Below are 19,279 nucleotides of genomic sequence, written 5' to 3'. Positions count from 1 at the left end.
TCATTCTCACTTTCAATTAGTTTTGGTCGACGATGTTGATGTGGGGCAGTGTGCCCCTTTTATTATACAGAAAATGGCGTCGACAGATTTCTCTATCAACACCAAATATCATAGAACCCTAAAAGGCAATTAGTTGTTACGGATATCAATTATCGCGCACAATTAATTGTCTTTTGGTGTATACTTCAGTAAAGTTGCTTTAATATTTTTTGAATGAATTAATGGAACGGTCTGTGACTAGGACGACCCGTTTCGTGAAAATAAAGAATGAGTTGAGGAAGAGTTGTTGGCAAGTAATTTCTGAGGAGGAGCACACATGAAGAACTGGATCAAGTTAGCAATGGCAGGGAGTCTGGGACTGATTTTATGGGGTGGTGCAACTTCTGCACAGGCGGCCAAACGGGTCACATTACCAGCGTATCCGCAACAGCGGATTTTTACATTTAAGACCAAAGGAACTAAGGTTTACAGTTATCCGCGCGCAGCTTACGCGAAGAGCACGGTCTTGGGAACCGACAAGAGCACCACGAAACAATGGACAGTCGATAAGGTCATCAAAGTTAATGGCAAGCGTTACGTGCGGTTAGCCAAGGTGACCACCAAGGCTTTACCCCATGGGACGGCTGTACCAGGTCCTAGCAAGGCCAATACGACCTTGGTGGGAGGCTATGTGGCCCTGAGCCAATTAAAGTTCCATCAGCAAATCAGTAAAATGATAAGTGTCAAGAAGACCGCCTACTGGGCACCAACGACGAACAATGATTTCTGGAGTATGCCAAAGAAGTCATTGGGAACGACGACGGCTAACCATTACGGTCACTCCTACGGCTACCGAACGTTGTACGCGATTCAGTCGTTGACGACGACTAGTAAGAAGCGGTATCTCTACTTCGAAACTGCGGCGGGGAAGGCGATTGGCTGGTTACCCGTGAGCGCCGTTATCAAGGGGACTTACCCGAACCTGTTGCACCGTGAATTGACGCGGGGACTAGCCGCAACGACGGCTACCACGACGGTCGATGAAGCTGGTCACGTCAAGGTCGGGGTTGCCAAGGTAAATGGCGACGTGCAACGAGTCGTTTTACTACAACAGGACAGCCAAACGGCCGTTTACGATTTTCAAGCGGGCAAGGCGGTCAAATTAACGACCCGAAACGCACACGGTAAAGTCGTCAGCAGTCAAGCATTTACGCAGAGTACAAAGAACCTGAATATCAAGGCCCATGCCGACTTTGATATTCAAGGGTACCGCTACACGGTCAAGGTAACGCCGACTGGTAGTGTGAGTGTGCTGAGTACGGGTGGTTGGATCGCTTAAATTGAAAAATTAATGCTAAAAGGTTGTGTCAATTACCCGATGAATGGGTGGTCGACACAGCCTTTTTTAGTTGGATTACTGAGGGTTGAAGGTTCCAAAATAGCCATTATGACTGTTGTCACAACGATACAGAGACTAAAATAGGTGTTCTCTAATTGAAGCGGTTGCCATCGTAAAAAAAGCGTCGCCAGCAACTTCTACTAACAAGTAGAGCCGCTCGCAACGCGTTTAAATTTAGTTGTTTGCGGGAACGTTCTCGCGAATCACGCGGGCGGGACTGCCGGCGATGACCACGTTGTCGCCGAAGGACTTGGTGACGGTGGAGTTGGCGCCGACCACGACGTTATTGCCTAGCGTGACACCGGGAAGAATGACGGAACCGCCACCGATCCAGACGTGGTCACCAATTGTGACGGGTTTGCCGAGGCCGATGAAAGCGTCACGGCCAGCTGGGTCAAGCGGATGGTAGGCCGAGTAAATTTGAACGTGTGGGGCCATCATGCAGTGGTCACCGATGGTTACGGGGGCGATGTCCAAAATGACATTGTCGTAGTTACACATGAAGTAGTCGCCGACGTGGATGTTGTACCCAAAATCACAGCGGAAGTTGGGTTGCACCCAAGGACTCTTACCAACGGAGCCAAAGAGCTGACGAACGAGGCTATCCTTTTCCGCGGTGGCTGTATCGTCCAGTTCATTCATCAGTTTACAGAGCCGCCGCGCCTTGGTTTCGTCGGCCGCCAGTTCGGGGTCCATGATATTGTAGGGCTCACCAGCTAAAAATTTTTCCTTTTCGGTCTTCATGTGTCAGGTTACCTCCAGAGTTTGTTTACCCGTATTTTAGCATAGAAAGCGCTTAATTTATACGGATTAATTATTTTAAAGTAGATTCATTCAATAACAGCTATCATGGCCGCAGTGATAATTGTTTGGGCGTTAAGCAGTGAGACCCTTTAATTTACTGGCCGAGCGAACCAGTGGGCTTTCGACAACAATTGGCTGGCTAGTTGTTAGAATAAACTTGAGCCACGCAGACCGGTCGGCGCGACTTGTGCTCAGCTAGCAGTAAATTTTGGATGATGTCAGACGACTACCATCAAGAGTGACTGACATGAGTCTAATGCTGGTTCGCTGGGAGAGTTTGGGAGAGATTCCAGACTCTCTTTTTTCGGGTGAAGTTGTCCGCGGCTTATTGGTCGTCAGATAGGAGGTGTGTTCTCCCAACCGGTAGAATTTCTGCCAGTCGGCACGTGACGACTTTACACAATTCTTGTCAGTCCCCAAGTTTTCAGGTATACTACCAGTTACTTTAGCCAGATTGGCTGAGGATGAGGAGATGATGATACGATGCCACAACTTGGATCGTTATTAGTACGGAAGAGTGCTGTCTGTTAGCGACACTTTTCCTGGTGGACCTTTCGGAGAAGTGTCAGGTTTGAAATCTGAAAGGACGTCACAAAAATTATGGAACCAACACTTACCACTTACGAATATAGTTATATTACCCAGCAGGTCAACAACCTGGTCAGCGCCTATCTGTCTGTCAACGATGTCAGGATGCGCGGGGTGGTTCGCGCCACAACGCTGGAACGCATCGTGCCTCTGTTGCCAGTAGATGAACCGTTAGCCCAAGCCTTCGTGCACGGACTCCAACCGGACAAGTTGACGCGTGAAGCCGCCGCAAAATTGATCGGCATGATCGAACCCTTGGTCATCCCATTCCCACGGCTAACGACGAAGCAACTGAGTAAGCTATTTCGAAAGGTGAAGAAGCTCAAGCAGCCGGAATGGGCCGGCTTGAACTTACATCAACTGACCTATCTGGGCTGGAACGACGGCGGCAACCAGAAGAAATATCTGGTTGGCCCGTATGACGGTCGTTTGATTGGGATTCAGGGCCAATTTAACCCCGACACCATCAAGGGCCTTTGTGCGATTTGCCATACGATCGGCAACGTCTCGCTCTTCGTTTCCACGACGAAAACGTCGGGTCTAGGGACGTACACACGTAACGGTAATTATATTTGCCGAGATAGTGCGCAGTGTAACCGGCAGTTGACTGAGCCACAAGCACTCACCGATTTTCTCACGGTGGTGCGACCAAAACGTTAAATTTAATGAGGGAGAGTGGGATATAAGGCGGTTAGTTTGCGAGTATTAACGTGATAGCAGGAACTATGCCTGACTCTGGCCTGTTTTTTGCTATCGGATTAAGCGCAACAAACTGCCTGATGTCTCACTTTTCGACACCATAGTGGCGTAAATAAAAGTTGCTCCTTTCAGAATTATTAGATTCTGAAAGGAGCAACTTTTTGAGTTATGTCCCATTCTTTTTGGTATTGTCTAAGAATGAAACCGCTTTAAACTAATAATTCGATGATGAATCACTCAGAGTTGGCCGGTAAGAGTGAGACGTTTGTTATACTTGATTCTTGCACTTAACGTCCGGTCGGGTAACAGACTAGGGCCAAAATGGCGGTATTACGTAAAAAACAATGGTCGTCCTGATGGAACGGCGTTGCTGATTAGGATACATAATCTGATTAAGAAGTAGGAAGTGGCAGTAGTGATACAACGACAACATCATTTGCGCGGGGTCCTTTTGGCCAGCGCGGCGTGTATTTTATGGGGAATTTCGGGGGTCGCGGCGAGCACACTGTTCACGCTAAATCCCCACGTGACGGCGTTATGGCTGACACAAGTTCGGATGATCACAGCAGGATTTTTGTTGTTGGTCATGGGTCAAGTCGTCGGCGTCCAGCCCTTTCAAATTTGGCATGATAAACGGGCCAGTATCCGGGTAGTCAGCTACGGCCTGTTGGGGTTGGTGCCGGTGCAGTTGTTCTATTTCGAAGCTGTTAAATTTGGGAACGCACCGATTGCGACAATCCTGCAGTTTTTGGGACCGTTCATCATTAGCATTTATTATTTCTTGTTCAAGCACCTCACGCCGACGCGGCCGGAAGCCATCGGGATGGTGATGGCGTTCATTGGGACGCTGCTGATTGTGACCCATGGGCATTTAAATAGTCTGGCCATTTCACCAGTTGTCCTGTTCTGGGGCGGCTTGTCGGCCATCGGGGTGGCGACTAACACGTTGATTCCCCGGCCGCTCTTGCCGCGGTTTGGCGCAATTTCGGTCACCGGTTGGGGCTTGTTCATTGCCGGCATCTGTCTGAACGTGTTCGGGCCGCTGTGGCATGCGACGATTACCTTAACCCTGGGCGAATGGGGATTGATGGCACTGATCATCATTCTGGGAACCATCTTCCCGTTCTTGATGTTTGCGCACAGCCTGGCGTATATTTTACCGACGACGGCCAGCCTGTTAGATGCGTTCGAACCCTTGTCAGCCACGGTGTTTTCGGTGATTTTTCTGAGCGTCCAGCTGACCAGTTTCGACCTGTTTGGCGGCCTGTTGATCATCTTGGCAGTCATGGCGTTATCGTTGAATGGTCACAAGATGTTGCGGTTTATCCTGCGCCGAAAAGTAGATTAAAATGGGGAAGCCTGGGAGATGCCTGAACTTGGCGGCTTTCAGGCGAGCCGGCCCCGCAGCAAGTGGAATCCCTGGCGGTCGGAATGCGGTTGTTTTCGCTAATTTAGCTGTGATAATTCCTACTGTCACAAGAGTAACGCAAACATTTTGGCTTTCAGCCTTAAGGCTCGCCAGCTAATCGCCTTTTGGCCCGCTCTCCTTTTTCTCAGTTCTGGTAGTGGTATACTAATTATCATCGGAGGGGATTTTATGAATAAATTTGTAACAGGTGCCGTCGTTGTCCTTGGCATGGTTGGCAGTCTCGGTTGGGGAACCACTGCACAGGCCAAGACAAAGTGGACGACGGGATCGCCCAAACAACTCAGGGGGGCTTGGGTCCAGCTACGAGTCAAGCATATCGGGGAGGATACCGATATTTCGGCAAATGCCATGATGTTGGCTAAGAGTTCGGTACTGATTATGACTGATTTTGGCGGCCAAACGTATGGTGGCAAGCACCTAGCGTATCGTTTCAATCGGGGGACGTATGACTTACGGGACTACGCCGGTCCGGAGAAGACCTGGAACTATACGAAAATTACCCGTCACGGGAAGAAAATGACCTTACAGGAATACGGCAAACGTAAGCTGGGCAAGCCTTTCAAGCAAGTTACGGCCAAGGCTGTCCACTTGAAATACAACGCTAAGGCCAGCGCTGCGTTATTAAAATAGCATATAGAAACGACTTGAGAGTGGGACATAAGGCGATTAGTTTGCGATCATTAACGTGATAGCAGACATTATGCTTGATTCTTGCTATCAGGTTAAGCGCAACAAACTGCCTTATGGCGCACGTTTCGGTACCATAGTGGCATAAACAAAAGTTGCTCCTTTCAGAATCTAATGATTCTAAAAGGAGTAACTTTTTGAGTTATGTCCCAGACTCTATGTTTTAGCTAATTTACTAAAGGAAGTTTCAAAACAGCTATTGTGACTGCTAGGACAGGAGTACTGGAACTCAGACTGGGCAACCTAGTCCAGTCATTGCCTTGCTGGCCGACAGATTTGGACTGGAGCGGTGCGAACACAACTTGAAGACTCGAAACTGTCGAGCCGCTATGGTTTTCACCCTTTGTTTTCTACTTAGAATACGAAAAAAAAACTTCGATAGTTGAGTCACACTACCGAAGCTTTTTTAACACGTTTCTATTCTGTTGTTTAGTCTGCAATTCGTTTAATCTTCAGGGTCATCGCGTTGATGGCTACAATCACCGTACTCAAGGACATCACGATGGCACCGGCCATTGGGTTGAGCATGAAGCCGATTGGCGCTAAGACACCGGCGGCCAGTGGGATGGCAATTATGTTGTAGCCAGCACCCCACCAGAGGTTTTCGGTCATCTTCCGGTTTGTTGCGCGTGCTAGGTCTAAGAACTGAATGACATCGGCTGGATCGCTGGCGACCAGGATGATGTCGGCGGATTCAATCGCCACGTCGGTCCCGGAACCAATCGCCATGCCAACGTCAGCCCGTGCCAGACTAGGCGCGTCGTTGACACCATCACCGATGAAGAGTACTTTACCGGATTGCTGGTATTTCTGGACCAGTCGTTCCTTGTCTTCTGGCAACAGGCGGGCCTGGACATCGTCAATACCAATGCTGGTTGCGACTTTGTTGGCCGTTTCCTGGTTATCACCGGTCAACATGACTGGCGTGATTCCCTGGGCCTTGAGTGACGTGATCAACTTCTTAGCGTTGGGTTTGATCTGGTCACCTTCGGCCACGAGACCCAGAACCTTTTCGCCGGCAACTAAGAAGCTGATGGAGTTTCCTTCGGCGGCAAAAGTGGTGAATTGGTCGTGATCGTAGTCTAGCTTGTGTTGGTCCAAGTAAGCTACGGAAACGACACCGTACGTGGTATTATCCAGCGTTCCAAATTGACCCAAGCCAGTTTCTTGATGCGTATCGGTTGCGGCGGTCACCGTCAACTTTTGTTCCTTGGCGGCGGCTAGGATCCCGGTTGCAAGGGGATGACTAGAGCCACTTTCGAGACCGCCCATCAGACGAAGGACATCGGCTTCACTGAACTGACTATCCAAACTAACCAGATGGTTGACCTTAAATTTCCCCATCGTTAACGTCCCAGTTTTATCCATCAAGGCAAATTTTAAGTGATTAACCTGTTCCATAGCATCCCGGTTACGGATCAGCAACCCGTTTTGCGCTGCGAGCGCTGTGCTTCGGGAAACGACCAAAGGAACGGCCAACCCCAAAGCATGGGGGCAGGCAATAACAAAGACTGCGACGGCCACGGGTAAGGCGACCGCTAAGTTAGCCACGGTCAGCCAAACGATGAAGGCTAAAATTCCGGCGAACATGGCGGCGTAGAATAACCAACCGGCCACGCGACTTGCTAAGTTTTCTGATTTGGACTTTGCACTTTTGGCGTTTTGAATCAGGTCCATTACCTGCGCGAGGTACCCAGAGTCCCCGGTCCCCGTAACTTTTGCGGTGAAGGTCCCGGTACCGTTGACCGAACCACCAATGACCTTGTCACCAGCCATCTTTTTAACGGCCTTGGATTCTCCAGTAACCAGAGATTCGTTGACGTCGGAAGTCCCGGTGAGGATGACCGCATCGGCTGGGATTTGTTCACCAGCACGCACAGCCAATGTTTGGCCGAGTTGGAGGTCACTCAATTGTACATCGGTACTGTTGCCCTGGTCATCGATAACGTGCGCAGTCTGTGGCAATAATTTACCCAGCGCGTCGACCGCAGAGCCGGCGTTCATAACAGTATTCATTTCGATCCAGTGGCCCAGTAACATGATGACGATCAGAGTCGACAACTCCCAGAAGAAATTGTTGACGGTTGGCGTCACGTGTAATAAGTCGTTGGCAATGACAGCGTAGATACTGTAGACGTAAGCGACGCCGATCCCCATGGTGATCAGGGTCATCATCGCCGGCTGCTTCATCTGTAACTCAGCCTTGGCGCCGCTGAAGAAGGGCGCGCCACCGTAGAAGAAGAAGATGGACCCAAGAATGGCCACAACCCAGTCGCTGCCTGGGAAAATCAGTTGAAAGGGTAATTTCATGCCCATCATGGGTGACATTAAGACGACGGGGATAGTCAGGATGAGAGAGACCCAGAACTTTCGCTTCAGATTTCCCATGTGCATCATGTGACCGTCACCCATGTCCATATCCATGTGCGTCATATCCATATTGCTCATGTCGGTATGACCCATGTCATCGTGGGGTGCTTGTTTACTGTCATCTGGCATCTTCATGCCCTTCATATCTGCCTGCATGTTCATGTGTGACATGCCTACATTTTCGCGTTCTTTCATGGTTCACAACTCCCTTCGCAACCGTCTGGCAGGCAATCACAGTCGACCATATCGGGGGCCGTCGGTAACTTCTGTGCTAAACAATCGATTAAACTTTGAATGTCAGTTTTACTTAATTCGGTCTGTTCCATCACGTGGACCAGTGCTGTGCCACGGTGCATCGCACACATCTGGTCGAGTTCATTCAGAAGGGCGCCGTCCATGGCAGCCTGTTCCGCGATGAGCGGGGTGTAAATGAATTGGCGGCCGTTTTTGGTGGTCCCCAAGGCCCCTTTTTTCACCAGACGACCAATCAACGTTTTGATAGTTGGCGCCTTCCAGTCGTGTTGTTGTTCTAGTAATTCAATGATGGTACGGCTATCTGCTTGTCCCAACGTCCAAACGATGCGCATGACGCGCCATTCTGCGTCGGAGATGGTTATCGCTAATTCTGTGGTGGCCATCTTAACAGCTCCCTTCGTTTACAAATGTAATCTTAATTGATGACTTTAGTCTACCGCCTCCTAGTGCCCCTGTCAAGCAGAATATATTGGGGGATTATCTTTTGGCTATTTCTTAACCGCTACGATGGTCAGGTAAGCCTGCTTGTGGCGGACTACTTGCGGCCTGAGATACGGACGACGAGCTTGACTGCAAGCTTCGAAAAGTACACCCACAGTGTAGCCCGCTGGCCTGACCCTGCCATGCCTGACGAGTAGCCCGCTACTTGCGTGAACCCGCGTTATCGGCTCGTGGTTAGCGATTAGACGTTGTCGTGAAAGCATCTAACAGTAATCATTGTAGCGAGTGGGCCGTGTAAGTTGTCTGTGGACGACGTCAGATTAAAATGTTTGGTCAGTGACTTGTCCAAGCTATCATTGGCGTTAATAGAAAGTAGGCTGTAGCGGTTTCACAAATTAATCAATTAGAAGTTAAAATTTTGGCAAGAATCACCATATTCATACCATCTCTTGGTACACTTTGTATAATCAAAGTTAGACTATATTAACGGTCGCCGTTAGTTTGTTGGGATTCTTGGCGGCAAACGGTAACGGACAGCGGATTGGTGGCAATCTTTACAGAAATGTAGTCACGCAATTAAGCCTTGTCAACCCGCTGGAAATAGTCTATTTTTATAAGTCCGGTGGTGAATTGACGATAGCCAGTCGCTGATTGCCGGGAACGACTAAATTTAAAAGAGTTAAAGCGGTGCTGTGCAGAGCCAATGTGGTCTGCGCAGATGAAAGTTAGGGTGAAAGGAGCGTTCGCGCTTGTGGTTAGAATAAAACGCTGGTTGTGGCGTGGGGCATTGTTGGCTCTCGTCGTGACTTTCTTAGGAGGTATTGGGGTGACTGCGAAAGCTGCCACCGTGACCAAAGTTCCCGCACGCGCGGCCTTTGTCATGGACGCAACGAGTGGCCAGGTCCTTTACCAGCAAAATGCGGACAAGGAGTATCCGATTGCCTCGCTGTCAAAGTTATTAACGGTGTATTTAACGGTCAAGGCTATCAATGATGGCCAAATTAGTTGGAATGATCCAGTGCCAATCAGTAAGAATCTGCTTAAACTTAGTCACAGTTACGCTTACTCCTCACTACGGATGAAGAGCAGTGACACCTTTACGGTCCGGCAGTTGGTGGCAGCGGCCATGATTGCTTCGTCCAACAGTGCGGCGACCGCACTCGGTGAGTACGTGGCTGGTAGTAACGCCAAGTTTATCCAGCTCATGAATCAGCAGAGTGCAGACTGGGGAATCGAAGCCCACTTTATTAGTTCGTCCGGTTTGGACAATACCGACTTGAAGGACTACAACTTGGTCTTGCCGGATACCGGTGAAAAGGAAGAGAACTTGGTCTCGGCTAAGGCGATTACGACCGTGGCCCAACATCTGCTCACGGCTGATCCGGAAATTACGACCATCTCCAGCAAGACGGCGGCCAGCATTAACGGGACGCAAATTTTTAATGAAAATAGTTGCTTGCCAGGGCAGGCACAGTATAAGAAGGAGAGCCAGATTGATGGGCTCAAGACAGGTTATACGGAAAATGCCAAGTTGTGTTTTACCGCAACGTACACGGTCAATGGTCAGCGAATGATCGCCACGATTCTGGGTGGGGACACCACGTTCTCGGCCATGAACAAACTGATCAAGCAGCTGAAGAAGAAGTATCAACTGGAAACGACACCGCTGACCAGCAAGCAAATCTCACTGGCCAATGGAATCACAACGGTGACGGCTGCCCCCATCGTGAGTCAGGCCGGTGTGTGGTACCTCAACCAGTCGGCTAATTTGACGACTAAGGTCCAGACGAAACTAACGCCGACCCAATTATCGTCCGGTACCGTGGATGCGGGGGAACCAGTCGCTCAGGCCACGGTTACGGACACAACGACGGGCGCTAAACAGCAGGTCATGTACCGTTCGCAACAGAATGCCACGTTGTTCGCCGACCGAGTCGTCTTTACGACTAAGGCAACTACCGACCATCTGTTGACGGTGTTGATCCAGCCGATGAATGTGGCATTTAAATAGAAAACTGAAGGTTTAAAGTTCCGAAACACACGTTATGACCGTTATCACAACGATACTGGGTCTAAAATTAGGCAACGTTGTCCAACCATCGCCTTACCGGCCGGCAGATATGGGCTGGATCGGTGCGAACACAACTTGAAGCCTCGAAAGTACCGAGTCTCCAAGCTTGGTTTTCAACCTTCAGATAGAAAACGCTTAGGCGGTAAATCTCACGAGCCATGTGAGATTTACCGCTTTTTTGTGTGCGGTAACGGGAGCAATTATCTGTCACCTGAACAACTAATACTCCCAATAGCCGATCGCGTGATGGCTGTAGTCTTTATACAAAATAACGCTAGTCGTACGATTTGCAGCTATCTATTAATGCTCGTCGACCGTCAGCCATATAAACGCTGTCGTGTCACCCGCAACCAGCAGTCTGTCAGTAACCTGTTCTCACCCGTAATCGAATTTGTGACCGATAACCAGCGTCAATCATTCGTGGGGCTAATCCCCTTACTGGATAACACGAAAAAGTTTGGCAATATCTCGGCCTTTTACCCGTAAAAAGGTGCAAAAAATGAATAGATTAATAAGTCATACAACGCCGAGATTTTCCCGCCGGTTGATCTCTTAGGGCTTAAGCAAACAAGAACATAATTGAATTTATCGCAACGCGGACCCGTTTTTAGCAGTTCGATTATTTTTCCAATAGCTGGTAGGTTGGTGCCTGTCCATAGCGCTATGGATCATCACAATGGAGAGGATGATTCATAAAATGACCATCGATAACGCCGCCGCGTATAAGTTCCTGTTTACCGGCGATCACGAAACCATGCTGTATGGCGTGTTAAAGAAACTCAATCTGAAACCTGGTCATCCGGACTACGAGGATTATTTTCAAGAAGCACGCGTTTTATTTCCTGATATTTATCACGCCTTCCCGGAAGATCCCGAGGAGAAGCCCCATCAGTTCTTAGCCTATGCGCAGCAGAAGCTGTACTGGACACTGATGGATCAACGCCGTCACGACTTTCGCGACAACAGTCATCAGGAGAGTGGGGATGGCGACACGTTACTGAGTGGGCTACCTGACGATGATGACGTTCTGGCCGCAATTGGCCTCGCCGATTATCGTAAATACCTGCTGAAATTAATTGGGGCGTCTGGTAAAGCTGGTGAATGGCACTTTCTAGTGGGGACGCTGGTCGATCAGCTGACGGTCGATGAAATCGCTGCGAAACATCAGGTGAGCCGCAACACGGTCTATCGCTGGCGCAGGTTGTTGACCCAACGACTGATTCACCATTTGACGGCAGATCACGATTTTTTAAATTAATTTCGAAAACTGCGTTACAAAATCAGGTCGGATTTCGTTAGTAAGAGTGTAGGGGTTGGCCAACACTTACCAAAATCGCACCACGAAGGGAGCACCACCATGCAAACGAATTGGAAGAAAACGACCATTACCTTTATCCTCGGGATCGACGTTGACCACCCGGTGAAAATCGTGTTACAAAACGCGATTGCCGATCCGGCAGCCAAACAAGTCGAGGATTTCGGCGGCTACCTTTCCGGTTTGACGGGCTTACCATTTCACAACGCCGTCATCGCCACACAAAATGCTGTTGCCTAACGCCTACTAATAGAAGGGAAGTCATTTAATGAAAGCATTAGAATTGAGTTTTAAAGGCTCCGATACGCGCATCAAGCATCTGCGTCTGAAGTACGTCAACGCGGAATTGACGCCAGCTGAGGTCGAGAGCCTCATGAAGCAGATCGCCACCGCCAAGTTGTTCGCCAAGGATGGGGTGACGCTCTACGCCGAACCACATGCCGCCAATATCGTGGAAACGACTAAGACGGCTTTGGTTAGCGCTAAGCCCGCAGTCCCCGCCGTCTAACGGCCTGATCCAGTAGTCACCAACGTAACGCAACCTAAAACAACCGCCATCCGTAACGGGGTGGCGGTTGTTTTGGATTTACATAGAGAAGTTACACGTCAAACTTTTTTTGACAAGCGATAGGAGTAAACAGTCGTCACCGCAGCCATGACGATGACTCCCGTGATGAGGGCGCGCGTCAGCCAGTCGGCACTCAGCTGGGCGAAAAAGCCACTGAGGATGCCGTTGGCGAGTAGCAGGTGGGCACCGAGTAGATTGGTCTTTTGCCAAACGACGGGGGAATTATAAGTCCAAGGGAGCCGGATACCGACGAGATGGTTGCGCGAGACGTAGGGAAGGGTCAGCGCAAGAAGGGAAACAGTGAGGGCAATACCACCGAGGTTGCGGTTCAACGTCGCAGTTTGGAGCACTTGGGGGAAGAACAGTAAAATCAACGCATAAATGGTAAAAACCAAGTTGAAATCTAGCAACATTTTGGCAAAGGTGATCGGCTTATTTATAAAGCTGGCGACCAGGAGCAATAGAAAAATGACGGTAAAAGCCAATAAGTCGACACTAGAACGAACGGGTCGGAGGTAACCCGCTTTGAACTGGGTAAGCTGTGCCAGCCAATTCAGGAGTAAGAGGAGCGCATTGCCAAGCAAAAACAGCCGCGTTTTCGCAGGCGTGTAGTGGGGAAGTAACATTGTGATCAGTCCAATCTATCGCCCATTGATGAGGGTTTAAGATACTTTAGGGCTGAAGTGAGTGTAGGGATGCGTGAAGGACGTTTGATAATTAGGTGACTGAACGGGGATAGTTGAATTAAATCAGAGTAGTTAGTTTGAACTAGAAAATATTTAGTGATTATGGAACGAAAAGCGTAATATTATGATTTAGACACGCATATACAGTTATAGACTAGTTTCAAAGAGAAAAATCACAGTTTAATTTCGTTTTCGTTCTATAATCACACCGCCTACTCGAAAGGAGCGTGTTGTTTTGTTAATTGATTTTAGAATGCAGAACTTTAAGTCTTTCAGGAATGAGGCCATTTTGTCAGCTGAGGTTTGCTAAACCTCGACTAGTAGTGTACGTTTACATTCAAAATCGGATGATTGATTATAAAAATCATTGTAAGACAAAAGAATTGCTATGCTGGTGAAAAGAGCATATTATGTTACCTACAAGTAACATAATTACGCTTGGGGGAGAATCTTTGAAGGATGATAAAGCTAATGTTGAACTAACAATTTTTCGGCTGATAGAGTTTTATGAGCAGGGAAAGCTGGATGTCAGACTAAATAAAAAGTCACGACTATTCTTAGATGAGATGGGGATCTCTTATAAGAGAATGGTTCGTGAAGCTCTAATGGTTTTAAGCAAGAGTCAGTATTTTCGTGGTCCGTCTGCTGTTCATCATCAGGAGAATAATCATAATTTACATGTCTATGAGTTTTTAGTGGCCTTGTACAAAGAACAGCTGTATGTGAAATTTTACGTTTCTACGCAAGGGGCAGAGCTACGTTCACTGCATCCCAGTGAGAAAAGTCCAGATCAAACGTTTACGAAATTCAAGTGAGGTGTACGCAAATGGGACAAAGTTATAAGTGGCTAAAAGATATTGAGAGAAAGCGAGCCTTAACTGGTGAAATTGAAGAATTCTCAGTTATTTCTGTGACTGAGGAGGTTAAAGTAAGACGACGGGTGATTACAGTTGTGCATACTTATTGGGTACAAAAGGGAGAAAACTTACGAGATGACAATAACTATTTAGAACCAATCGATAATCCAGATTATAATTTACAACTGGATTTTCGTGAGTATCGTAAGCAATTTGGTGTTTTAACGCCCAATCAAATTAAAGAGATACGTCAAGGCTATCATTTGAGCCTAAGACAATATGCTTTAGTCTTGGGGATAAGTTACAGCACACTATCTGAAATTGAAAATGGGCTCGTTTTACAGTCCGATGAGCAAGAAAGTCTCTTTCGAATGTCCGAGAGCTCACAGGCATTTACAAGGTTAGTCCAATCTAAAGTAGCGGTAGTCCCAGAAAGACAGTATCAAAGTATTCGGCAAAAATTAGTATTGTAGTAGAGGTGTCGACGATAATGGGGATAGCAAAGGAGTCTGGGACAAACCCCAGACTCCTTTGCTATCTCCGAATTTACGTTGCTGAAACGTGGGACAAAAGGCAGCTGACTCCGCTTAAAACAGATAACCAAATAACCCAAGCCCGGGGTTATTCGATTATCCGCCTTAATGCTCGCCGGCTAATCGCCTTTTATCCCACTCTCGTTATAAAATCACTTTCAAGTTGGAATAGGTGCTAGGTTCCAATCATCCGCAGTGCGACCAGTTTACCACTAGCCAAACTTCACCCCACATGCGGATGTTCCAGCACCTTATCCGGATAAGTCTCCACCACATACCGTGTAATGGCAGCAATCATCTTCGCCGTCGAGGGCGCCTTAGCCTGCTCGGAATTGACGACTAGGCAGATGGTTCGGTAGAAGCGTGTGTCGAAGGGATAGACGTTAACGTTGCCACTGACCCGTTCTAACGCGAGTTCAGGGAGAATGCCCATTCCCATGCCAGCTTCGACCATGGCAAGGATCGATTGATCGTCGATGGAGTAGCGCAGGGCGTTCGGTCGAATCCGGTAATGGTCCAGCGCGGATTTCGTGTCCTTGTCGTAATCGCCGCGTTGCAGAATAAAGTTCTGATCGACCAGGTCCGCGGCCGTGACCGTTGTCCGGTTGGCGGGGATGAAGTCGCTGGGTGTGATGCAGTAGATTTCGTCCTTGATCAGTGGGAGCACGGTCAACTTTTCGGCGACCGGTAGTGCGGACAGGCCAAGGTCCAGCCGGCCCGTTTTCACGGCCGAGGCAATTTCACCAAAGCCGGCTTGTTCAAGGGTAATGTCAATTTGCGGAAAGTCCTGTTTGAACTGGCGGATGATCGGTGGCAACCAGGAAATGCACACGGACGAGAAGGCGCCCATCCGGACAGAACCGGCGTTCATGCCGTTAATGTTGGCGGCAGCCTGTTGGAGGCGATCTTCGGCGTTGATGACGCCCTGAATCAGGGGCAGGATGGTCTTGCCATCCGGGGTGAGTTCCACACCAGTTCGGTTACGGATGAAGAGGGGAAACCCGAGTTCTTTTTCCAGTTGATTGACGGAATGGCTAATGGCTGAGGGCGTCACGTTCAGCGTTTGCGCGGCCCGGTAAAAGGTTTGTTCTTGGACGATAGCTTGGAAGACGCGGTAGGCAAAGGGTAACATCGGGAACACCTCCTTGGTAAAGATGAATAACATTCACGCTATTTCAAGATGGTTGAAATAGCTTTTCGTTCACAGGTATTCTATCATACTCTCAGGTTAGCAGGAAGCCTCAGTCGGTAGTTTGGCCGGTCGGTAAGGTAACGGCTAAATGTGATACCGATAGTGAATGATGACGATAGTGCCGGTGAGTCTGGCTGGGGGCTGGATTCACCAGAAAGGTGGACTCTTTTATGAAAAATTTGTTAGCACAACGCGCCAACCCAGATGTGACTTCGGCCCTGAGTGGTCTGTTTCCAACTGATTCGCATCCGGACGCCATTTCCTTTGCGGCGGGTAGCCCCAAGGAAAGCTTATTCCCGGTCAAAGAGATGCAGCGGGCGTTTCGCGACGCCATTGATCAGCAGGGGGCCCACCTATTCCAATACCAAACATCGCAGGGGAACCTGGATCTACGAGCAAAATTGGCGACACGAATTGGTAAATGGGGTCAAGTGACGACCACGGCAGACAACGTTGTCTTGACGGTCGGCGGGCAACAGGCCATTGAACTGGTGGCCAAGGCCTTACTGGACCCAGGCGACGAGGTAGCCGTGGAGGTGCCAACGTACGTGGGGGCGTTGGCGGCATTTGACCTGTATCAACCAACGTATCACGCGGTGGGCTTGCAGGCGGATGGGCTCGACTTAGACCAGTTGGAGGAAACGTTGCGGCAGCACCCAGGCATCAAGCTCCTGTACACGGTGCCGGACTACCACAACCCAACCGGGATTACGATGAGCGTGGCTAAACGGCGGCAGTTGGTCGATTTGGCAAACCGGTATGACTTCGTGATCTTAGAGGATTCGCCGTACCGGGACTTGGGTTATACCGAGTTGCCGCTACCGGCTATCAAGAGTTTCGACACGCAGGGTAGAGTGGTCTTCGTGTCGAGCATGTCGAAAATATTAATGCCGGCATTGCGGACAGGCTGGTTGGTCGCCGATGGTGAGTTATTAGCGGCCATTATGAAGGTCCGTTTCGGTAGCGACTTGGAAGCGACCAACGTGACCCATGCAGCAATTAATGTATTTATGGAAGAAAACGATTTGGATGCGCACGTCAATGTCCTTAGAAACCACTATCGTGACCAGTGCGCGACGATGATTACGGCGTTACAGACGGACTTCCCCGACGAGGTTGATTTCACGACGCCTCAAGGGGGCTTCTTCGACTGGGTCACGTTACCGGCGGATATGGATGCGGGGAAACTCTTGACGGATCAGATTATTCCACAGGCGCACGTGAGTTACGTGCCGGGAACCAACTTCTATCCAAGTCGCGACATCCACAATGGCTTACGCCTGTGCTTCACGGGTATGACACCGGATGAGATTGCAGTGGGGATGAAGCGATTGGGTGATCAGGTGAAGGCAGCGGTGCGAGAGACGCGCCCGGTGTTCTAGAAAAAAGCAGACAAAAAGGCCCGGCGAATAACATTTCGCCGGGCCTTTACCTTAAAGAAGTTAGTCGTTTCCGTTCTCCGCGGAAGCGATTACTTTAAGGTAACAATTTCCTGTTGCCAAAAAGCATCACCCCCTTTCATTTGATACTTGCAGTATGGACCGTCGGGAGATGTTTTGCAAGTAAGTTGCCTTACCTTAACGGTGCATTAATCTTATACATAACCAAAGAAACGTAAATCGATGAGCTATTATAGAAGCTAAGCCCCTTAATTAAGAAATACATAAAGCGTATAAATGACAGAAATATTACAGAACCCACCTGATTATTTCATTCCAACGACAAAAAGGTCATATTCCTTGTTTCTAAACGCTTTCCCGGCTATAATCAGACTTGTAGTTAAGGAATGGCTTTAATGAGTTGGTGTCTAGTTGGAATAAAATTCTTAACAAAAGCGCTAACTTCGGTTATACTATTCTTGCTTGATAAATTACATATATTATGTTTGGAGGAAGAAAAATTATGCAATCAAGTTTAAAGAAATCTCTTTACTTGGGTCTGGCTGCTTTAAGCTTTGCCTCAGTTGCTGCAGTTTCAACTACTGCCTCAGCTAAGTCATATGCTACTGCCGGTGCCTATACCACGTTAACCACTGACGCTACTAAGCGTAACGTTCAAGCTACTGGTACAAACGCTCTGTACACTAAGCCTGGTACTGTTAAGGGTGCTAAGGTTGTTGCTTCAAAAGCAACTATGGCTACGTTGGCTTCATCAAAGAAGTCAGCTAACTACTTCCGTGCTTACGGTGTTAAGACCACTAACCGTGGTTCAGTTTACTACCGTGTAGTTACGATGGATGGCAAGTACCGTGGTTACATTTACGGTGGTACTTCTGACACTGCCTTTGCTGGTGGTATCAAGTCTGCTGAAACTACTACGACTGCTACTAACCCAACTCGGACTACTGGTTACTACTTGAAGGATGTTTCAAAGAACACTCTTTGGACTGCCCCTCACTACACCCAATACAAGGCAAGCAAAGTTAGCCTTTACGGTGCTAAGACGACCGACACGTTCAAGGTAGACCAAGCTGCTACTAAGACCGCTGAAGGTTCATTATACTACCACGTAACCGACAACAACAACGCCTCAATCTCTGGCTGGATCTACGCAGGTAAGGGCTATGTTGCTAACGCTACTAGCCAAGACCTTGGTGGCCTTTCATTGACTATGTCTGACGCTGCTGCTACTAACGACAACAGTGTTAAGGTCGTTTACCGTGATGCTACTAGCAAGACTCAAGTTGGTACTGCCACTTGGATCACTAACGCTTCTGGCACCAAGGCCGGCGCAGCTGTTGATGCTGCTGCTACCAACGCTGCTGGTACTAAGTTAGCTGACTTCGTTACTAACTCATTGCCAACTGGTTACACGACTTCTGGTACTGTAACTACTGCCTCAGCTACTTACGGCAACACTGTATACGTTGACGTAACTGCTGCTGCAACTTCAAAGGTACAATTAGTTGCTGACAACGTTGACAACTCTGCTGACACCACTGTTGCTTCTACTTTAGCAAAGGGTGCTAAGTTATCTACTAGTGACTTATCAGCTACCTTGTCTGCTGCTGGTATCAAGGCTTTGACTGGTACTAAGGGTGCTACTATTGGTGACAACCTTGCTACTATCTCTAGTGCATTCGGTACTGCCGAAATCACTGGTGCAAAGACTTACTACGCATCTAACGGTGACGCTTACCACTACGAATTCACCTACGAACCAACTAACTTCAACAACGACAACCGTCTTGCAACTTACGGCGACACGTTGACTGCTAGCTTCTCAGCTGTATTGACTAAGGGTGCTCCTACGAACACTTCTTCAGACAGCAGCTGGATTGCTTAATTCGATTCTAAATCGAATTAGCTATTAGCTAAGTTAAATAAAAAGGTTCTTCGTCAACTGTTGTTGGTGAACAAAATATTGGAGTTCTAATCACTTGGTGATTAGGGCTCTTTTTGTATGA

Annotated in this window: 17 protein-coding genes; 12 read left to right on the top strand and 5 right to left on the bottom strand. The window is 48.5% G+C overall.

What is annotated here, in order from left to right:
* Nucleotides 1-316 precede the first annotated feature (316 nt).
* Complete coding sequence (locus EKM89_RS12255) at nucleotides 317-1,318, top strand: GW dipeptide domain-containing protein (protein WP_125688924.1); 1,002 nt, start codon at nucleotides 317-319, stop codon at nucleotides 1,316-1,318.
* Nucleotides 1,319-1,552: 234 nt separating this feature from the next.
* Here the strand turns inward: EKM89_RS12255 and EKM89_RS12250 are convergent, their stop codons facing one another.
* A complete protein-coding gene (locus EKM89_RS12250; protein ID WP_125688922.1) occupies nucleotides 1,553-2,122 on the bottom strand; it encodes a sugar O-acetyltransferase in 570 nt (189 codons plus the stop codon).
* 660 nt (nucleotides 2,123-2,782) lie between these two features.
* Here EKM89_RS12250 and EKM89_RS12245 point away from each other — a divergent pair.
* From EKM89_RS12245 to EKM89_RS12235, 3 genes are all read left to right on the top strand, one after another.
* Nucleotides 2,783-3,430, top strand: coding sequence for a FusB/FusC family EF-G-binding protein (locus tag EKM89_RS12245; RefSeq protein WP_125688920.1), 648 nt, complete (start codon nucleotides 2,783-2,785; stop codon nucleotides 3,428-3,430).
* 457 nt (nucleotides 3,431-3,887) lie between these two features.
* Nucleotides 3,888-4,817, top strand: a complete 930-nt coding sequence (locus tag EKM89_RS12240; RefSeq protein ID WP_125688928.1) for a DMT family transporter — start codon at nucleotides 3,888-3,890, stop codon at nucleotides 4,815-4,817.
* A 249-nt stretch (nucleotides 4,818-5,066) separates the two neighbouring features.
* Nucleotides 5,067-5,528: a hypothetical protein gene (locus EKM89_RS12235; RefSeq protein ID WP_125688918.1), complete on the top strand. Its 462-nt coding sequence runs from the start codon at nucleotides 5,067-5,069 to the stop codon at nucleotides 5,526-5,528.
* A 486-nt stretch (nucleotides 5,529-6,014) separates the two neighbouring features.
* On the opposite strand, the gene EKM89_RS12230 is transcribed toward EKM89_RS12235, so the two are convergent.
* Entirely contained in the window at nucleotides 6,015-8,090 is a 2,076-nt protein-coding gene (locus tag EKM89_RS12230; RefSeq protein WP_125688926.1) for a heavy metal translocating P-type ATPase, read from the bottom strand.
* Nucleotides 8,091-8,146: 56 nt separating this feature from the next.
* Nucleotides 8,147-8,593, bottom strand: coding sequence for a CopY/TcrY family copper transport repressor (locus EKM89_RS12225; RefSeq protein ID WP_125688916.1), 447 nt, complete (start codon nucleotides 8,591-8,593; stop codon nucleotides 8,147-8,149).
* Between the two features lie 884 nt (nucleotides 8,594-9,477).
* On the opposite strand from EKM89_RS12225, the gene EKM89_RS12220 reads away from it, so the two are divergent.
* The 4 genes from EKM89_RS12220 (at nucleotide 9,478) to EKM89_RS12205 (ending at nucleotide 12,545) form a co-directional block, all read left to right on the top strand.
* Nucleotides 9,478-10,662 (top strand): D-alanyl-D-alanine carboxypeptidase family protein, encoded by a 1,185-nt coding sequence (locus EKM89_RS12220; RefSeq protein ID WP_225421879.1) that lies wholly within the window; start codon nucleotides 9,478-9,480, stop codon nucleotides 10,660-10,662.
* A 757-nt stretch (nucleotides 10,663-11,419) separates the two neighbouring features.
* Nucleotides 11,420-11,980, top strand: a complete 561-nt coding sequence (locus tag EKM89_RS12215) for a helix-turn-helix domain-containing protein (RefSeq protein ID WP_125688912.1) — start codon at nucleotides 11,420-11,422, stop codon at nucleotides 11,978-11,980.
* Nucleotides 11,981-12,079: 99 nt separating this feature from the next.
* Nucleotides 12,080-12,277 (top strand): hypothetical protein, encoded by a 198-nt coding sequence (locus EKM89_RS12210; protein ID WP_125688910.1) that lies wholly within the window; start codon nucleotides 12,080-12,082, stop codon nucleotides 12,275-12,277.
* A 28-nt stretch (nucleotides 12,278-12,305) separates the two neighbouring features.
* Nucleotides 12,306-12,545, top strand: a complete 240-nt coding sequence (locus tag EKM89_RS12205) for a DUF2922 domain-containing protein (RefSeq protein WP_125688908.1) — start codon at nucleotides 12,306-12,308, stop codon at nucleotides 12,543-12,545.
* Nucleotides 12,546-12,643: 98 nt separating this feature from the next.
* Here EKM89_RS12205 and EKM89_RS12200 read toward each other — a convergent pair whose 3' ends face one another.
* A complete protein-coding gene (locus tag EKM89_RS12200; protein WP_125688906.1) occupies nucleotides 12,644-13,231 on the bottom strand; it encodes an SdpI family protein in 588 nt (195 codons plus the stop codon).
* Nucleotides 13,232-13,743: 512 nt separating this feature from the next.
* Here EKM89_RS12200 and EKM89_RS12195 point away from each other — a divergent pair.
* Both EKM89_RS12195 and EKM89_RS12190 read left to right on the top strand, forming a co-directional pair.
* Nucleotides 13,744-14,106, top strand: a complete 363-nt coding sequence (locus tag EKM89_RS12195; protein ID WP_125688904.1) for a hypothetical protein — start codon at nucleotides 13,744-13,746, stop codon at nucleotides 14,104-14,106.
* An 11-nt stretch (nucleotides 14,107-14,117) separates the two neighbouring features.
* Nucleotides 14,118-14,621: a helix-turn-helix domain-containing protein gene (locus EKM89_RS12190; RefSeq protein ID WP_125688902.1), complete on the top strand. Its 504-nt coding sequence runs from the start codon at nucleotides 14,118-14,120 to the stop codon at nucleotides 14,619-14,621.
* A 283-nt stretch (nucleotides 14,622-14,904) separates the two neighbouring features.
* Here EKM89_RS12190 and EKM89_RS12185 read toward each other — a convergent pair whose 3' ends face one another.
* The gene (locus tag EKM89_RS12185) at nucleotides 14,905-15,813 is read right to left on the bottom strand and encodes a LysR family transcriptional regulator (RefSeq protein ID WP_125688900.1); all 909 of its coding nucleotides are present in this window, start codon (nucleotides 15,811-15,813) and stop codon (nucleotides 14,905-14,907) included.
* Between the two features lie 230 nt (nucleotides 15,814-16,043).
* Between EKM89_RS12185 and EKM89_RS12180 the strand changes: the two genes are divergently transcribed.
* The gene (locus EKM89_RS12180; protein WP_125688898.1) at nucleotides 16,044-17,255 is read left to right on the top strand and encodes an aminotransferase-like domain-containing protein; all 1,212 of its coding nucleotides are present in this window, start codon (nucleotides 16,044-16,046) and stop codon (nucleotides 17,253-17,255) included.
* A 499-nt stretch (nucleotides 17,256-17,754) separates the two neighbouring features.
* Nucleotides 17,755-19,158: an S-layer protein gene (locus EKM89_RS12175; protein ID WP_125688896.1), complete on the top strand. Its 1,404-nt coding sequence runs from the start codon at nucleotides 17,755-17,757 to the stop codon at nucleotides 19,156-19,158.
* The last annotated feature ends 121 nt before the right edge of the window (nucleotides 19,159-19,279 follow it).

The organism is Levilactobacillus fujinensis (assembly GCF_003946335.1).
GTDB classification, from domain to species: Bacteria; Bacillota; Bacilli; order Lactobacillales; family Lactobacillaceae; genus Levilactobacillus; species Levilactobacillus fujinensis.
Note: the sequence above shows the minus strand (reverse complement) of the source record. Positions and strands in the feature narration are given on the sequence as shown.

Excerpts from the sequence above, each read along its gene's own strand:
- EKM89_RS12185 (WP_125688900.1), bottom strand. The coding sequence starts at position 15,813 with ATGTTACCCTTTGCCTACCGCGTCTTCCAAGCTATCGTCCAAGAACAA.
- EKM89_RS12230 (WP_125688926.1), bottom strand. The coding sequence starts at position 8,090 with ATGAAGATGCCAGATGACAGTAAACAAGCACCCCACGATGACATGGGT.
- EKM89_RS12200 (WP_125688906.1), bottom strand. The coding sequence starts at position 13,231 with ATGTTACTTCCCCACTACACGCCTGCGAAAACGCGGCTGTTTTTGCTT.
- EKM89_RS12190 (WP_125688902.1), top strand. The coding sequence starts at position 14,118 with ATGGGACAAAGTTATAAGTGGCTAAAAGATATTGAGAGAAAGCGAGCC.
- EKM89_RS12255 (WP_125688924.1), top strand. The coding sequence starts at position 317 with ATGAAGAACTGGATCAAGTTAGCAATGGCAGGGAGTCTGGGACTGATT.
- EKM89_RS12215 (WP_125688912.1), top strand. The coding sequence starts at position 11,420 with ATGACCATCGATAACGCCGCCGCGTATAAGTTCCTGTTTACCGGCGAT.
- EKM89_RS12180 (WP_125688898.1), top strand. The coding sequence starts at position 16,044 with ATGAAAAATTTGTTAGCACAACGCGCCAACCCAGATGTGACTTCGGCC.
- EKM89_RS12245 (WP_125688920.1), top strand. The coding sequence starts at position 2,783 with ATGGAACCAACACTTACCACTTACGAATATAGTTATATTACCCAGCAG.
- EKM89_RS12250 (WP_125688922.1), bottom strand. The coding sequence starts at position 2,122 with ATGAAGACCGAAAAGGAAAAATTTTTAGCTGGTGAGCCCTACAATATC.
- EKM89_RS12205 (WP_125688908.1), top strand. The coding sequence starts at position 12,306 with ATGAAAGCATTAGAATTGAGTTTTAAAGGCTCCGATACGCGCATCAAG.
- EKM89_RS12210 (WP_125688910.1), top strand. The coding sequence starts at position 12,080 with ATGCAAACGAATTGGAAGAAAACGACCATTACCTTTATCCTCGGGATC.
- EKM89_RS12235 (WP_125688918.1), top strand. The coding sequence starts at position 5,067 with ATGAATAAATTTGTAACAGGTGCCGTCGTTGTCCTTGGCATGGTTGGC.
- EKM89_RS12225 (WP_125688916.1), bottom strand. The coding sequence starts at position 8,593 with ATGGCCACCACAGAATTAGCGATAACCATCTCCGACGCAGAATGGCGC.
- EKM89_RS12175 (WP_125688896.1), top strand. The coding sequence starts at position 17,755 with ATGTTTGGAGGAAGAAAAATTATGCAATCAAGTTTAAAGAAATCTCTT.